The sequence below is a fragment of the Haladaptatus sp. QDMS2 genome, assembly GCF_029338295.1.
Taxonomy (GTDB): Archaea; Halobacteriota; Halobacteria; order Halobacteriales; family Halococcaceae; genus QDMS2.
In genome coordinates this window covers 147,836-163,273 of record NZ_CP119792.1, presented here as the reverse complement: position 1 = coordinate 163,273, position 15,438 = coordinate 147,836, and the positions used below count along the sequence as shown (strand labels likewise).

At 60.1% G+C, this 15,438-nt stretch carries 15 protein-coding genes; 7 read left to right on the top strand and 8 right to left on the bottom strand.

Features of this window, described 5'->3' with window-relative positions; translation table 11 throughout:
* Positions 1 to 25: 25 nt before the first annotated feature.
* From P1M51_RS16810 to P1M51_RS16785, 6 genes are all read right to left on the bottom strand, one after another.
* Positions 26 to 571 (bottom strand): GNAT family N-acetyltransferase, encoded by a 546-nt coding sequence (locus P1M51_RS16810; protein WP_276248981.1) that lies wholly within the window; start codon positions 569 to 571, stop codon positions 26 to 28.
* 69 nt (positions 572 to 640) lie between these two features.
* Positions 641 to 1,726: an ABC transporter ATP-binding protein gene (locus P1M51_RS16805; protein WP_276248982.1), complete on the bottom strand. Its 1,086-nt coding sequence runs from the start codon at positions 1,724 to 1,726 to the stop codon at positions 641 to 643.
* 1 nt (position 1,727) lies between these two features.
* Positions 1,728 to 2,765, bottom strand: coding sequence for an ABC transporter ATP-binding protein (locus P1M51_RS16800; RefSeq protein ID WP_276248983.1), 1,038 nt, complete (start codon positions 2,763 to 2,765; stop codon positions 1,728 to 1,730).
* Positions 2,762 to 3,739 (bottom strand): ABC transporter permease, encoded by a 978-nt coding sequence (locus P1M51_RS16795; protein ID WP_276248984.1) that lies wholly within the window; start codon positions 3,737 to 3,739, stop codon positions 2,762 to 2,764. Before P1M51_RS16795 ends, P1M51_RS16800 begins: the two co-directional genes overlap by 4 nt.
* A 1-nt stretch (position 3,740) precedes the next feature.
* Positions 3,741 to 4,718: an ABC transporter permease gene (locus P1M51_RS16790; protein WP_276248985.1), complete on the bottom strand. Its 978-nt coding sequence runs from the start codon at positions 4,716 to 4,718 to the stop codon at positions 3,741 to 3,743.
* A 56-nt stretch (positions 4,719 to 4,774) separates the two neighbouring features.
* Positions 4,775 to 6,454, bottom strand: coding sequence for an ABC transporter substrate-binding protein (locus tag P1M51_RS16785; RefSeq protein WP_276275183.1), 1,680 nt, complete (start codon positions 6,452 to 6,454; stop codon positions 4,775 to 4,777).
* A gap of 139 nt (positions 6,455 to 6,593) precedes the next feature.
* Here P1M51_RS16785 and P1M51_RS16780 point away from each other — a divergent pair, with 139 nt between their 5' ends.
* From P1M51_RS16780 to P1M51_RS16765, 4 genes are all read left to right on the top strand, one after another.
* On the top strand, positions 6,594 to 7,973 hold the full coding sequence (locus P1M51_RS16780; protein ID WP_276275182.1) for a M28 family metallopeptidase: 1,380 nt from the start codon (positions 6,594 to 6,596) through the stop codon (positions 7,971 to 7,973).
* Positions 7,974 to 8,106: 133 nt separating this feature from the next.
* Positions 8,107 to 8,928 (top strand): winged helix-turn-helix domain-containing protein, encoded by an 822-nt coding sequence (locus P1M51_RS16775; RefSeq protein ID WP_276275181.1) that lies wholly within the window; start codon positions 8,107 to 8,109, stop codon positions 8,926 to 8,928.
* 96 nt (positions 8,929 to 9,024) lie between these two features.
* The gene (locus P1M51_RS16770) at positions 9,025 to 10,449 is read left to right on the top strand and encodes an FAD-binding oxidoreductase (protein ID WP_276248989.1); all 1,425 of its coding nucleotides are present in this window, start codon (positions 9,025 to 9,027) and stop codon (positions 10,447 to 10,449) included.
* Between the two features lie 46 nt (positions 10,450 to 10,495).
* Complete coding sequence (locus tag P1M51_RS16765) at positions 10,496 to 11,245, top strand: SDR family NAD(P)-dependent oxidoreductase (protein ID WP_276275180.1); 750 nt, start codon at positions 10,496 to 10,498, stop codon at positions 11,243 to 11,245.
* A 13-nt stretch (positions 11,246 to 11,258) separates the two neighbouring features.
* Here the strand turns inward: P1M51_RS16765 and P1M51_RS16760 are convergent, their stop codons facing one another.
* The gene (locus P1M51_RS16760; protein WP_276275179.1) at positions 11,259 to 12,890 is read right to left on the bottom strand and encodes a VWA domain-containing protein; all 1,632 of its coding nucleotides are present in this window, start codon (positions 12,888 to 12,890) and stop codon (positions 11,259 to 11,261) included.
* Between the two features lie 159 nt (positions 12,891 to 13,049).
* Between P1M51_RS16760 and P1M51_RS16755 the strand changes: the two genes are divergently transcribed.
* Complete coding sequence (locus P1M51_RS16755) at positions 13,050 to 13,646, top strand: pyridoxamine 5'-phosphate oxidase family protein (protein WP_276275178.1); 597 nt, start codon at positions 13,050 to 13,052, stop codon at positions 13,644 to 13,646.
* On the opposite strand, the gene tnpA is transcribed toward P1M51_RS16755, so the two are convergent.
* On the bottom strand, positions 13,569 to 13,967 hold the full coding sequence (gene tnpA / locus P1M51_RS16750) for an IS200/IS605 family transposase (RefSeq protein ID WP_276248993.1): 399 nt from the start codon (positions 13,965 to 13,967) through the stop codon (positions 13,569 to 13,571). The two genes, P1M51_RS16755 and tnpA, sit on opposite strands and share 78 nt — an antisense overlap.
* Positions 13,968 to 14,029: 62 nt before the next feature.
* Between tnpA and P1M51_RS16745 the strand changes: the two genes are divergently transcribed.
* Together P1M51_RS16745 and P1M51_RS16740 are read left to right on the top strand one after the other, a co-directional pair.
* Positions 14,030 to 14,170 (top strand): hypothetical protein, encoded by a 141-nt coding sequence (locus P1M51_RS16745; protein ID WP_276248994.1) that lies wholly within the window; start codon positions 14,030 to 14,032, stop codon positions 14,168 to 14,170.
* Between the two features lie 9 nt (positions 14,171 to 14,179).
* A complete protein-coding gene (locus P1M51_RS16740) occupies positions 14,180 to 15,427 on the top strand; it encodes a transposase (RefSeq protein ID WP_276248995.1) in 1,248 nt (415 codons plus the stop codon).
* Positions 15,428 to 15,438 lie beyond the last annotated feature (11 nt).

The following is a 15,438-nucleotide window of genomic DNA, read 5'->3' as shown; positions in this document are numbered from 1 at the left end:
AGAATGCTGAGAAACGCTACTGACCTCACTCCTCCGGTTCCCACTCCTCGCGGAGCAGGCCGTACTGGACCATGTCGCGGTGTGCGCCATCGACGAACATGAACTTGCGTCTACGCCCCTCCTCGGAAAATCCGAGCGATTCGAGCAGTCCACGCGAGGCTTCGTTGTAATCGAACGCCTCCGCGCCGATAGCGGGGGTGTCGTACGACCGGAAGGCGTAGTCGATGACGAGTGAGACGGCTTCTTTGCCATAGCCCTCGCCGTGGAATTCTGGGACGAGCCAGTAGCCGAGTTCCGGGCGTTTGTAGTGAGCGTCCATGACGCTCACCTGTCCGATTCGGGTGATAGTTTCCGTCTCCACTTCTGTTTCCTCGACTTCGAGACAGACGATGAACGTGTCCGGCCCGGTTCGATTCGCCGAAATCTCGTACTGGCCCTGATTTTTGACCGGGTTGCCAAGCGGATACCGAATTTCCGGGTTGGCGGCTCCGCGCTGGAGAAACGGGATGTCTTCGGCTTCGGCTGTCCGGAGCGTGACTCGTTCGCCGCTCGCGACGCGTGCGCCTGGCATGCCTACAGCGAGCGTGCCACCGGGTATACACTTTGTGTCTCGAATGAAATGAAAAGCAGTGGGAAGGTCTCAGTCGGACGACTGTGACGGTGCTTCGCCCTGTGTGCCGTCACCCTCGACGTGTGCGTACGGGTCGAAGCCGTCTGCACTCTCGTAGAGGTGGCAGGCGACTTCACACGCTTTTCCTTCTTTCTGTTCGAGTGGTGGGTTCACATTGTCACAGACGCTGCCGATGTAGTCTGGACAGCGGGACTTGAACCGACACCCGGAGGGGATGTCGATGACGTCGCCGACCTCCCCTTGGAGTTCGACGCGTTCTCGACCCACGTTCGGTTCGGGAACCGGGACAGCGTTGATGAGCGCCTGCGTGTAGGGGTGTTGTGGGTTCTCGATAATCTGGTCGGTCGGCCCTTTTTCGACAATTTTCCCCATGTACATGATGGCGAGTCGGTCGCACATGTGGCGAAGCAGCGAGAGGTCGTGACTGATGTACACCACAGAAAGCCCGTACTCGTCGGTCATGCGTTCGAGCAGCGAGAGGACACCCGCCCGAAGGCTCACGTCGAGCATGGAGACGGGTTCGTCGGCCACGATGAAGTCCGGGTCGAGAACGAGCGCCCGGGCGATGGCGACGCGCTGGCGCTGGCCCCCAGAGAGTTCGTGGGGGTACTGGTCGAAGTACTGATCCGGTGGGAGCAACTCGGCGAATTCGAGCGCCCGCGCCACGCGGGCCGTCTCGTTGCCGATGTTGTGAATTCGCAGCGGTTCGGCCACGGTGTCGTACACCGTCATCCGCGGGTTCAGGCTCTCGAAGGGGTCCTGGAAGATCATCTGGGCGTTCTGGCGGAACTCCTTCAACTCGGCGTCCGACGCCTCCGAGAGCGCCTGCCCGTTGTAGGTGATGTCGCCGCCGGACGGTTCGTGGAGTTTGACGAGAGACATGCCAGTCGTCGTCTTCCCGCAGCCAGATTCGCCCGCGAGGCCGAGCGTCTCACCGCGTTTCAGGTCGAAGGTCACGCCGTCGACGGCGTGGACGTAATCGGGGTCGCTCCCCGACACCGATTGGAGAATGCTCGCAATCCAGCCGCTGTCCACCTTGAAGTGTTTCTCCAGATTTTCGACGTGCAACAGCGTGTCGTCGTTTGCACTTGCCATTTCAGTCACCCCCGGTTTTCTGGGCCGCGGCGGTCTGATTCCACGTCGCCGCGTCGTCGGCGACCGGTCTGAGTTCCTGGTCGATGTCTTCTGCGTAGTGGCAGTACGACCGCAGGCCGTTCATGTAGTGGGCCTCCGGTTCCTCGTGGCGACACTTCTCGGTCGCCATGGGACACCGCTCTGCGAACCGACAGCCCTCGGGCGGGCCGACGAGTTCGGGTGGATAGCCCTTGATGGAAAGCAGGTCTTGGTCGGTCTTGCGGATGTTCGGGAATGCCCGTTTCAGGCCGATGGTGTACGGGTGATACGGCTGGTTGAATATCTCCTCGACCGGCCCTTCTTCTGCGACTTTGCCCGCGTACATCACGAGGACGCGATCGCAGGTTTCTGCGACCACGCTCACGTCGTGGGTGATGACCAGCATCGAGGAGTTGACCTCGTCTTGAATCCCGCTGATGCGTTTTAGAATCTGGTCCTGCATGATGACGTCGAGCGCCGTCGTCGGTTCGTCTGCGAGGATGAGCGACGGTTCGAGCGCAAGCGCCATCGCAATCATGGCTCGCTGGCGCATCCCCCCGGAGAACTGGTGGGGGTAGTCGTCGGCGCGGTCGGGGTCGAGCCCGACGAGTTCGAACATCTCGGTGACGATGTTCGTCGATTCGACGCGACCCGTTCCCGGGCGGTGGGTCTCGATGGCTTCGACGATTTGCTCACGGATGGTGTACACCGGGTTCAGCGAGTTCATCGCCGACTGGGCAATCATGGAGATCTCTTCCCACTTGAGGCGGCGTCGTTGAGCGCTGTTCAGCTGGGTCAGGTCGTCGCCCTTGAAATTGATGCTCCCATCGTTGACGTAGCCAGCATCGGGGAGAATGCCGATGATGGCCTTCGCGAGCGTCGTCTTGCCACAGCCCGACTCGCCGACGATGCCGAGGTTCTCACCTTCTTCTAAGCTAAAGGAGACATCGTCTACGGCCTTGGCCGGGCCGTCTTCGGTTTCGTAGTAGACTTCTAGTCCGTCGACTTCGAGTAGACTCATTGTAGTTTGGGATTCGTGATTTCTTCGTAGCCACGGCCAATCAGGAAGCCGCTAATTACGAGCAGTCCGATACAGATTCCGGGCGGGACGAACCACCACCAGGCACCGAACGAGAGTGCCGAGTAGGCCCGCGAAGCCTGGAGCATCGTCCCCCACGACACCGAGTTGGGGTCGCCGAGGCCGATGAACGAGACGCCCGCTTCCGTGAGAATCGCCCACGCGATGGCGAACGACCCGTAGAGGAACGACATCGGGAGCACGTTCGGCGCGAGATGCCTGCTGATGATGTGCCAGTCGCTCGCGCCGGCCACCTTCGCCGCCTTGACGAACGGGCGTTCGCGCAGTGAGAGTGCCTGCGACCGGATGACGCGGGCGGTGGCCCGCCACTGGAGGATAATCACCGCGAGGATGATGTTCCAGAGGCTCGGCCCGAGCAGCGCGACGAGGATGATGACCGTCGGCAACAGGGGCATCCCGTAGAGGAAGTCCACGAGGCGCATCAGCGCGTCGTCTACGGTCCCGCCGTAGTAGCCGGCGACGAGGCCGACGAGCGTCCCGATGCCCGCGGTGAACACGGCGGCGATGACGCCGACGAGCAGCGCAGAGCGCGTTCCGTAGATGAGTTGGCTGAAGATGTCGAAGCCTTCTGCCGTCGTCCCGAGGATGTAACCGCCCTCACCGCCTAAAAACGAGGGTTCTGCCCATTTCTGGATGAGAATCTCGTCCGAACTCTGGTACTGACGTTCGAGTGGGGGGTTCGGCGCGATGACTGGCGCGAAGACGGCCACGAGGATGAAAAACGCCACCATCAGCATGGCGAGGCGCACCGAGAGGTCCTTGGTCAGCAGCGACCAGTGTTCTCGCAGAGTCTCCTTCCAGAGGCGTGCGGTCCGTTCCCACTTGTTGATTTCGTCCGCATCGCTTCCCGTGCCCAGGTCGTCGAAGATCGACCGGGTCGAATTGTCCTGGGACATGTTAGTCGTAGGTCACCCGTGGGTCGAGGTAGCCGTAGGCGAGGTCGGCGACGAAGTTCAGGATGATGATGGTCGCGGCGAGCACCATGAACGTCCCCTGTGCGACGGGGAAGTCGCGGCGAAGCACCGCTCGTACCATCTCCCGACCGATACCAGGCCACGCGAACACTGTCTCGATGAGCACGCTGCCGCCGACGGCGTAGCCGAGGGCGATGGCCGCTGCCGTGACGATTGGCAGGAGCGCGTTGCGGGCGGCGTGTTTGAACATAATCGTCCGTTCTCTCAGCCCTTTCGCGCGACAGACGTCGATGAAGTCCTCAGAGAGCACTTCGAGCATCGACGACCGCATGATGAGCAGCGGGTAGCCCATGAAGTAGTAGGCGAGGACGAGCGCCGGTGCGGCGAGGTGGGTGAGGAAATCGACGGAGGTTATCATGTCGAAGAACCCGTCGTAGGTGGTTCCTGCAGTGGTCATCCCCTCCATCGGAATCAGGTTCAGGTAGGTGCCAAAGATCCAGAGGACGATGAGGCCCACCCAGAAACTCGGCACGCTGCGGGCGAGCAGCGCGGTGATGACCGTACTGCGCTCGAACACCGACCCACGATACCAGCCGGCGAGCACGCCGAGGATGATACCGAAGGTGTAGGCGATGACGAACGCCGTCAACATCAACACGAGCGTGTTCGGCAGGTACGTCATGATGACGTCCTGAACGGGGGCGTTCGAGTGAAACGACTGGCCGAAATCCAGCGTCGCGACGTTCTCCAAGAACTTCACGTACTGGACGTGCATTGGCTCGTCGAGGCCGTAGCTTTCGATGACTTTCTGGCGGGCCTCGGGGGTCATCTGCGGGGAGATGACGAACGAGGTTGGATTCCCCGGCATCAACCTGAACAGGAAGAACAGCACGGTCCCTACTGCCCAGAACGTAACCAGGAGCTGCAACGACCGCCTGAGTATGAAACTGGCTTTTCCCATAATTGTATTGTCTCTTTTCGAATGATGTGGTGAAAATGCGATTCAGGCAGGCCCGTTCAGGCGTCCGGCCCGACGAGCATATCCTTGTCGTTCCAGCTGTACCCCTCCGATTCGAGGCGACTGCGTGCCTTCTCTGTCGCTTCCTCGTACTGTGGCACGTCGTCGGTGTGGAGTTCGCCGAATGCCGTCGAGACGACGTTCGAGCCCTTGTCCGGGAAGCCGAACAGAATCTGGTCGACGATGGCCGTCCGCGGGATGGCGTTGACCAGCGCCCGGCGCAGGACGGGGTCGTCGAGACCAGTCTGGCGCTCGTTCGGCGTGAAGTGCCAGTAGGAGGTGGCCGGTTCGAACTTCGTGCCGATGGCTTCGTGGTCCTGATTCTCGTTCAGCGAACGGTCGATACGGCCGAACGGTTCGTAGTTGAGTTCGCCGCTCTTGAGGAGTTCCCACACCGTCGAGGCTTCGGGGATAATCCGCCAGAAGCGCTTCTCGAAGGCAACGGGCGCGAAGTGCGATTCGAACTTCTTCAGGCCGAACTCGCTGCCCTTGTTCCAGTAATCGAACTGAAGGGGCCCACTGCCGACCGGTTGCTCGACGTTCGCCTGGCTCGGCTCGTTTCGACTCTCCCACTTGTGCTGTGGGATGATGGGAATCTGCGTGCCGACGAGGGTGTTGAACGGACCGAGTGGCTTCGCCATGTTGATGCGAACCGTCGAGTCGTCCACGACTTCCGCGCCCTCAATGTACTCGGCCTGCACGGAGTAAACCGGAATCTCCTTCTCAGCGAGGTAGTTGTAGGTGAACGCGACGTCCTCTGCGGTGAGGTCCTCGCCGTCGTGCCACGAGTGGTCGGTCCGAATCGTGTACTCGATGGTGGTCTCGTCGACCCGGTTGGATTCGGTCGCGAGACTCACGTCGTGGTTGATGTTCCCCGTGTTGTCGAGGCGGACGAGCGTGTCGTACATGACCTCGAACTGGTAGGTGTGTTTGTTCTCGTCGTTGTGTCCGAGAACGTTCATCGTCGAGAGGGTCTCCGGCCAGTAGCCCTTGAGGGTGGTTTCTCCACCCTTCATCTCGAGGTTGACCATCGTCCAGTAGGAGTTAAAGCCCTGGGAGAGCTCCGGCTGCCAGTTGCCTGTCTGCTGTTTGTTGTAGACGGCTGCGGCCGGCATGTGCGTAATCGGCATCTGCGGAACGTCATCCATCAGCGTTTTCTGGACCTCGTGGATCGTTTCAACGCGCGAGTTCTTGTCGGGGTCGGCCATGTAACTGTCGAGCAGTTCGTCGAGGTCGGGATTCTCGTAGCCGGCGTAGTTGCCGTCTCCCGAACCCGTCTTCGAGGAGTGCATCGTGTTGCTGAGTTCGAGCACCGGGTCGACCGTGAAGAACGTGTGCCACGTCGAGAAGCTGTAATTGTACTCCACGGACACGCGGTTGTAGAGCGTCCCCCATTCGAGCACGTCGACCTTCACATCAAGACCGAGGTCGTTGAACTGGCGCGCGATGAGGTTGATGGCGTCGTGGCGTGGTGGGTTGTAGCTCTGGGAATTGTTGACGTACGTGTACGTTTGGAGTCCAGCACCGGGTCCGGCGTTGTTGTTCCCATCGCCGTCACCTTCGCCGTCGCCGTCACCGCCGCCGGTACAGCCGGCGAGCGTGGTCAGCCCAGCCACACCACCTGCGGTGGCCGCTTTTAAAAAGCTCCTCCGATTCAGAGGCCCGTTATCAGATGACATACGATATGATATCAATTATGCCCTCTATATACCTCTTTGCATCAGAAGGACGTGGAAAATAATGTCCATCTAACATAAAAATTTAGATGTTTTTTCAGGACCGCAAGACTATTGTCACCGTATCTCACAGAGCACATGAATGACGCGAATACCAGACGCCGTCGTTGGCGCGACGTATCGCAGCACCGTCGGCTGGGACCTGCTCTCCGCTCTCGAAGACCTGAACAATCGAATGCCGGGCCAAGAAGGCGAACGAATCGCCGCAGACCTCGTTTACGACGCGTTCGAGGACGTCGAACTCGATGAGGTCTCCTTCGATGAGTTCCCAATTCCGGGGTGGTGGCGCGGCGAAGCCTCGCTCGCGGTGGAACACGGCGACCGAACCTCCACTTTCCGCCGGTCTCACGAAATCGTCGAACTTCCGGGCACCCCTGAGGGAGCGGCCTCTGGCGAACTCGTGGACATGGGCTACGGGCTTCCCGAAGACTTCGAAGACGTCGACCTCGACGGCTGTATCGTGATGGCGTCAAGCGTCACTCCCGAGGATTACGGCCGCTGGGTCCACCGCTCGGAGAAGTACCACTACGCCGCAGAAAACGGTGCGTCCGGGTTCGTCTTCTACAACCACATCGAGGGGGCACTGCCACCGACGGGTGACGTGGGCGTCACGAACGGGCCCGGCCCCATCCCAGCCATCGGGGCGAGCAAGGAAGTTGGCGCACGACTCAAGCGCTACTGCGAAGACGGCACGGTCGAGGTCAACCTCACCGTCGAGTGTGAAAACGGGAGTTCCACCTCCCGAAACATCGAGGCCGTGGTCGGTCCCGACACCGAGGAAGAAGTGCTGTTCACCGCGCACGTGGACGGCCACGACGTGGGAACCGCGGCGAACGACAACGGATTCGGAACGGCGATGGTCGTCGAAGTCGGGCGCATCCTCGCACAGGTGGCAGACGACTTAGAAACGCGCGTCCGCCTCGTCGTCTTCGGCGCAGAGGAGACGGGCCTCTACGGGTCGTACTACTGGAGTCACACCCACGACCTGGAGAACGTAAAGTGCATCGTGAACGTGGACGGCGCGGGCTACTCGCGAAACCTCGAAATCCACACTCACGGCTTCGACGAAATCGGTGAGGCGTACGAAGCCGTCTCAGATGAGTACGAGATGCCCATCAAAATCGAAACGGGTCTCCGTCCGCACTCGGACCACTGGCCGTTCGTCCAGCGCGGCGTCGCCGGGGCGCAAGGGCGTTCGACGGGCAAGGACAATAGCCGAGGGTGGGGTCATACTCACGGGGACACGCTCGACAAACTTGACGTCCGCGACCTGCGCGACCTCTCGATTCTCTGCGCCGCGGGCGTCGCCCGCCTCGCCCAGTCCGACGTCGAAGTCCCCAACGTCGACGCCGGAGCGATAAAAGATGCAGCAGAATCCCAACGGTTCGACGCTGGAATGAAAGCCACGCAAACCTGGCCGTGGGGCGAGGAGCGCGACTGGCCCTGGAAAGACCAGCTATAAACGGCGCGGTAACACCATTTTTCCGTTGTAACCCCTCGTTTTCGCTTTCCTATCCGCCATTGAGACAGCCGCACGAATCGATTCACGCCAGAACGCTACGAACGGCTATCTACTGCGCTCTCGAATCTAGCGTATGGACTCGGCTGTCGAAGAAATCGAGTTTCTCGCCCGGTCGGCCCACCGGGTCGGCGTCCTCGAAGCGCTGACGACGGAACCACACGACCGAGGCGACCTGCGACAGGTGACCGGCGCTTCTTCGCCGACGATGGGTCGCATCATCGCCGATTTCGAGGAGCGCAACTGGATTCACCGGGCCGGTCGGACCTACGAACTAACCTCGCTCGGTGCGTTCGTCGCAGAGCAATTTCTCACGCTCCGCGACGCAATGGAGACGGAACACAAACTCCGCGACGTCTGGCAGTGGTTACCTCGCGAGATGCCGGGATTTTCAGTGGAGCTGTTCGCCGACGCCGTCGTCTCACGGCCCGGACCAGGCTACCCGTACGAACCCGTCGCTCGCCTCACTCATCTCATCGAGAATACAGAGCGAATGTGGGGATTCGACACCATCGTCCAGAAGTCGATCAACAACGAAGCGGTGTGCGACGCCGTTCTCGGCGGGATGGAACTCGAATACGTCTTCTCGCCAACCTCCCTCGAAGGTACCTACGCCTGGAACCCGGACCGGGTGCGTGCGGTCGCGACGAGTGAGAACTGCGCCGTTTTCGTCCACGATAACCTTCCCGACGGTGACCGCTGTGGTCTCGGAATCGTCGACGACCGGGTGGGCATCTGCTGTCACGATCTCGACACCGGGGCGCTCGTGGCCATCATCGACACCGACGCGCCAGCGGCCCGCAAGTGGGCGATTTCCGTCTACGAACAGGTTCGCAACGAGGCGAAACCGGTCTCACCTGCGCAGTTCGAAGGCCCGCTCGAGGAAGCACCGTTCTAACCGCGAAACCGACCAGGTACGGTTCAGTTTCACGGCGTGAAAGGTTTCACGAGGCAGATAGATGTTCGAATCTATCGTATCTAGTTGTGAACGAGCATGACACAGTTGGACGTTACAACACGAGACGGACCGACGACGACACTTTCCGCGGACCGCGTCGAAACGTTCCGTGCGGCGCTCCGAGGCCCACTGCTTGAGCCCGGCGACGAGGGATTTGATGAGGCGACCCGTATCTGGAACGGAATGGTCGAAAAAACACCGGCCCTGGTCGTCCAGCCGACGGGCACGGCGGACGTCGTCGAGGCGGTGAACTTCGCCCGCGAAAACGACCTCCTGCTCTCGGTAAAAGGCGGGGGTCACAACATCGGCGGTACGGCGCTCACCGATGGAGGACTGACCATAGATATGTCGAACCTCACCGGCGTCATCGTCGACCCGGACGCGCGAACCGTGACGGCCCAGGCCGGGTGTGAACTCGGTGACGTAGACAGGGAGACGCAGCTCCACGGCCTCGCCACGCCGCTCGGGTTCATCTCAGATACCGGCATCGCTGGATTGACCCTCGGAGGTGGGTTTGGCTACCTTACTCGCCGCTTTGGATGGGCGGTCGACAACCTGCTGTCGGTCGAAATCGTCACCGCGGACGGGCAGGTCCGCCGTGCCAGCCGCGAGGAAAATCCAGACCTCTTCTGGGCGCTCCGCGGGGCCGGACACAACTTCGGCGTCGTCACTTCCTTCACCTACAGACTCCACGACGTTGGCCCCCTAGTGTACGGCGGGCTCATCGCGTGGCCTGCAGTGCACGCCGACGCGGTGCTCGCAGCCTACCGGGAACTCACCGAAACCGCACCTCGTGAATTGACGGCCTTCCAGATTCTGATGCGAGCGCCGCCAGCGCCGTTCGTCCCCGAGGAAGCCCATGGGAAGCGCATCTGCGCGATGACAGTCTGCTACAGTGGCAACCTCGACGACGCAGAGGAGGCGCTCGCTCCGCTTCGCGCACTTCCCGACCCGGTCGTCGATTTACTTCAACCGATGCCGTACACGGTATTGCAATCCTCGCTCGACGAGACGGAACCGACTGGGTGGCACTACTACTGGAAGACCGGATTCGCCACCGACCTGACGCCCGAGTTACACGCGACGATGGACGAACTGGCCGCGGAGTGTCCGATTCCGGGCGGACAGCTCGTCGCCGCCCACCTGGGTGGGGCAATCAACGAACGACCCGCAGACGACGGGGCCATCGGGAACCGCGATGTGCAGTTCGTCTTCGGGGCATCTGGGATGTGGGAGCCGGGCGAGCCGAACGAGGAAGCGTACAAACAGTGGGTTCGCGACGCCTGGGCGCGGTTACAGCCCTTCTCGACCGACACCTCGTACGTCAACTTCCAGACGGCAGAAGATGGTCCAGAGCGCCTGCAGGCCACGTACGGCGAGAACTACGACCGTCTCGTGGAGGTCAAACGGTCATACGACCCGGACAACGTGTTCCGCGTGAACCGCAACATCGCGCCATAACCGCCGCAGGCACTCGTTTTAACCGTCCGGACTCCGTCGATAGCCCATGCGTCTTGCTAACAAAACAGCATTCATCACGGGCGCGGCGTCGGGACTCGGCCGAGCGGCCGCCGAGCGATTCGCCGCCGAAGGAGCGACGGTCATCGCCGCCGACGTGGACGAGTCAGGTGTCGAAGAACTCGTACATGAACTCGACGGAGAGGCGGTGGCTCACGAACTCGACGTGCGTGATTCGACTGCATTCGAGGACGCAATCGACGCGACGGCAGCCGAATTCGGCCTCGACATTCTGCTCAACAACGCGGGCATCATGCACCACGCGACGCCGATGGAGGACCTTGCCCACGGTGAACTCGACCGGCTCATCGACGTGAACGTTAAAGGCGTCTGGAACGGCTGTGCGGCGGCACTCCCACACTTCAAACGACAGGGTTCAGGGGCTATCGTCAACACCGCGTCGCTCGCGGGTGTCATCGGGTCGCCGAAGTACGCGGGCTACTCGCTGACAAAGGGAGCGGTGGTGAACGTTACTCGCGCTATCGCCGCAGAGGTCGGACCCGACGGCGTGCGCGTGAACGCGGTTTGTCCGGGCGTCACCGAGACGCCCATGCCGAAAGCCGACCACGCAGACGATGAGTGGGACGAAATCGCCTCACGGATGGCCGACGCCTATCCCCTCCGGCGACTCGGGCAACCAGAAGACGTGGCCAATGCCATGCTGTTTCTCGCGAGCGACGAGGCCAGTTGGATAACCGGTGAGGCGCTCGTCGTCGACGGCGGCTTCTCTTGCGCCTGAGACGGCACCGTTCTTAACCCGTCGCGTTCGCCGTCGGTGACTTCGTGGCAGTCCTAGTAGTGGCGTTCGTCCGGAGCGTCGCCAATATCGCCGCGTCCTGTTGCATATCCGAATCAGAGAGTGCGGTCATCTCCTTTTGGAAGTATTGCTCGAACGCTGCGATTCGCTGGTCGTACGGCGGGGATACGGCGAGGGGGACGGACTGTTGCTCCCACTCTCCGAATTCCTCTCGGTATTCGATACCGTCCGCGGGCGGGTCGGCTTCGCCATTGGCTGCCTGCACTCGCTCGTAGGCCGCCCAGTTACGCATCAGGTTGGCGTATCGTGAGAGGACGACCGCCTTGCGTACCCCCGAGTTGTCGTAATACGGGGCCTCGTGGTTGCCAAATTCGACGGCTCGGGTCGATTCGTGTCGCTCTCCGGTTCGCGTCTCGAAACTGGCCTTGAGTCGAATGCTGTCTCCTGCTCCAGTCTCTCTGAGCTTCACGAGGATGATGCCGCCCTCCGTTCGGTTTGCCTCGCGTCGCGAGGGGAACAGCGTCTGGACGGACATGACCTCGCCGGTGGCTTCTTCGGCTGTTGGCGACCCGTACACCTGTGCGATTTCGTAGGCGTCCGAGTCGAGCGAGACGGAGAGGTTGAACACGAGCGGCGTCACCATGTAGTCGAATCCCTCGTCCATCCGGTCGCGGAACTGGTCGGGCGTGTTGACGGTGTAGTAGTTGGCTCCTGGAACCTCGTTAATCGTCTCGACGAATCGCGTGTTGAAGTCCACACCCACACCGACGAACGTGGAGTAGATGTTGTGGTTCGCGTTGTCCTGTAATCGCCCCGAAAGCCATTCGCCCGAGGTGTCGCCGAGGTTCGGCATCGCGTCGGTGACGAAGATGATGCGCGTTTCGTATTCGCTCTGGTTCGCGTCGCGGTGGGGTTCGAGCATCGAGGTGGCCGTTTGGAGACCGTCGTCGAAGTTCGTGCCACCGCCTGCGTTCAGGCCCCGGATGCGGTCTCTGAGGTAGTCCATGTCCGTCTCGTCCACCCGGTCAAGCGGGTGAATCACCTGGGCAGAATCGTCGTACGTGACCAGTCCGAAGCGGTCGTCCGCTTCGAGATGCTCCGTGAGCGCGACGACCGATTCACGGGCGACCGCCATTTTCGCCTGCTCGTCTTCGACAGTCTGCTTCTCACCGCCGTCGTAGTAATACTTCGAGAACGGTGACTCCATCGACCCCGACGTGTCGAGGACCACGACGAGATTCAGTTTCTTGCGCTCGAAGTCAGCCTTCGAGAGTCCCGAATTCAATCCGACGGTGAGGTAGCGCTCGGTTTGCTTCGAGAACGGGTCTTCGCTCACCGCTCGCGAGTAGGAGGGACAGAACAGTTCTCCGCACGCTTCGGCCTGCCCCGTGTCGAAGTAGTAATCGTGGAACAACCCCTCCACGGTCATGTCCGTGGGTTGTGGGACGTAGCCTTCGTTCACGTTGTTTCGGAAGGCGGTGGCGTCGTTCGCCCCGCCCGCAGCGAGTCCGATGCTACCCGCATTGCCACCGGCATTCGCGCCGTTCCCGCCATCGAATCCTGCACCACTGCACCCGGCCGCCACGAGCAACAATGCGACGGTCAGGGGGAGGACAATCCTTCGCATACATCAGGGGTATTATGTGTCAATATAATAGTCTAATGTAAGGTCAAATACCGACTTTAGCCTTCAAACCCGGAACGCTGGCAACACGTGACGGACGCGACTATCTCCTGTAACTGAATTAGCACACAACGCTATATGTCTCCCCTCTGCTGTGTGATTATGAACGAAAACCCCCCCGAGAACGTCGCCGACTCGATTCGGTATCAGGGCAAAGCGGTCGAAGACGAATCGTGGATTCGAGAGTTTCTCACGGGCCAGGAGACGGGTGTCCTCGGACTCGTAGACGACGACACCCCCCACCTCGTCACCCAGCTCTTCGTCTACGACGACGAAGCCCATGCAATCTTTCTCCACGGTGCACGGGCCGGTCGGGCACACGACCTCGTGGCCGAGGGCGACCGACCTCGGGCATCGTTTACGACGAGTGAGCACGGGCGATACATCCCCGCAGACGAACCGGTGAACTTTACGGTCGAATATTCCAGCGTGGTCGCCTACGGCTGTATCTCGCTTCTTTCGGCGGCCGACGAAAAACAGGCAGTTCTCGAGAAGGTCATGGCGAAGTACGCACCACAGCTTACCCCCGGTGAAGATTATCAACCAATGTCCAACGAATCTATAGGCGGAGCAGGGCGAGAACCCCGACCCTTGAGGTCGGGGGTGAAGCCCGTCGAAGGACTACATATGCTCACTTCGGTTGATGTACTGTTCAATCGTTTCTCGGCTCACCTCACCAGCCGTTCCTACGTAGAATGAACGTTCCCAACACCCACCACCCCAGTACAACGACCGCATCACTTCAGGATGGTCAGTCCACAATCTCCGCGCCGTCACGCTCTTCAACCGCGATACAATCGCGCTCGGTGAATGCTTCGGATGCGCTCCCAAGAATACGTGAACGTGGTCAGGTGAGATATGCAACGACCGCAACTCGTAGTCGTTCCGCTCGATAATTACATGGAACTCTGTCTTCAGCGTATCCGCAACGTGGTCGAGAAACGAGTGTCGATACCGAGGGCACCACACGAAGTGGTAGTTGATATTGTACACTGTGTGATTCGAACGAGTCGCCTCCATACACACTGTACGATGTGGCAACATTTAAGCCAATGTGTTATTAAGTATCCACTGCAAACAAGATGACGCGACGATTCACCGTCGATTTCGAGGAGGACTTCTACAAGGACTTCTCGAAGAAATGCATTGACGAAGACCGAACGAAAGCCGATGTCGTGCGCGAACTCCTCCGAGAGTGGACATACGACGAAGACACCGAGTGAGTACTACGCATGGACATCGAAGACCAAAACCTCACGAAAACCCTCCCACTCCAACTCCAGTTTTACGAGGAGGGAAGCAAGACGAAAGTCTTCGAGTCCACGCAAGAATCACGCTCAGTATATAACGACACTATCCGCCTCGCCAAACAGGGCGACGACTGGGATGACATCCGTCGCCAGATGGAGCAAGACGCCAACCTCGTGAAAAACAACACACAGTTGGTCGTCAAGAAAGCCCTCGAAGCGATGGAGAACTACTACGAATACGACGACTACAACATGCCCAGTCACACCAAAACTGGGCCATACCCCCTGCGGATGAACCACAAAGAGGGATACACACTCTCACTCACCGATGACGACGAGGTTGCGTTTCGTATTTCTCCCAAACCGTATCATCCAGTTCGTGGAACGGTCGTTGGCGACCCGGCACATCTCGACGTGCTGAAAATCGCGTTGTCGAGTGACGAGTGGAAGATAGGAACGGCTGAAGCCCTGTTCACGAATGGGCGTCCCGAACTCCACGTCAACGTCACCCACCAGACACAGACTATTCGAGACAAAACGGACTCGAAGACGGTGATTGGTGTGGATGTGAACGAGGATAACATCGCGTTGACAGCGATGGATGAAACGGGAGTTCTTGACACGCTTGTTATCGACTTCCCCGAAATCAAGTCTGAGCGCCACCGCTATTTCACGATGAAAAAGCGGATGCAGAATTCGGGGAAGCCGTCGTACAAGAATGTGGTTCGTGACCGCGAATATCGGTTCGTCCACGACAGGTTGCACAAACTGTCTCGGGCCGTAGTCGAGTTTGCAAAGCGGCTTCCTGACCCGTGCATTGCACTTGAAGACCTCAAGGATATGCGTGAGTCAATCGACTACGGCACTCGGATGAATCGTCGGCTCCACGCGATGCCGTTCCGCGCAACGCAATTGTTCATTGCGTACAAAGCAGCGTTTGAAGGCATTCCGATTGCCTCAGTTGAAGCTGAGTACACAAGTCAGGGCTGTGCGTTGACGGCGTGTGAACACGCCGAGCGAGCGAATCGACGGCGGAAACGGTTCAAGTGCAAGTCGTGTGGTCATCAAGACCATGCGGATAGGAATGCGTCGGTGAACGTTGCGAAGCGTGGATTGAAGAAATGTTTGTTAGATGTGCCTGCTCTCAAAAGCCTTCCTCAAGTTCGGAAGGTGCGACGGTGGGCATCGGGGCGCGTGAACCGCCCGACCTCATCCCTCGTAACCGCTTGAGACGGCCTTGC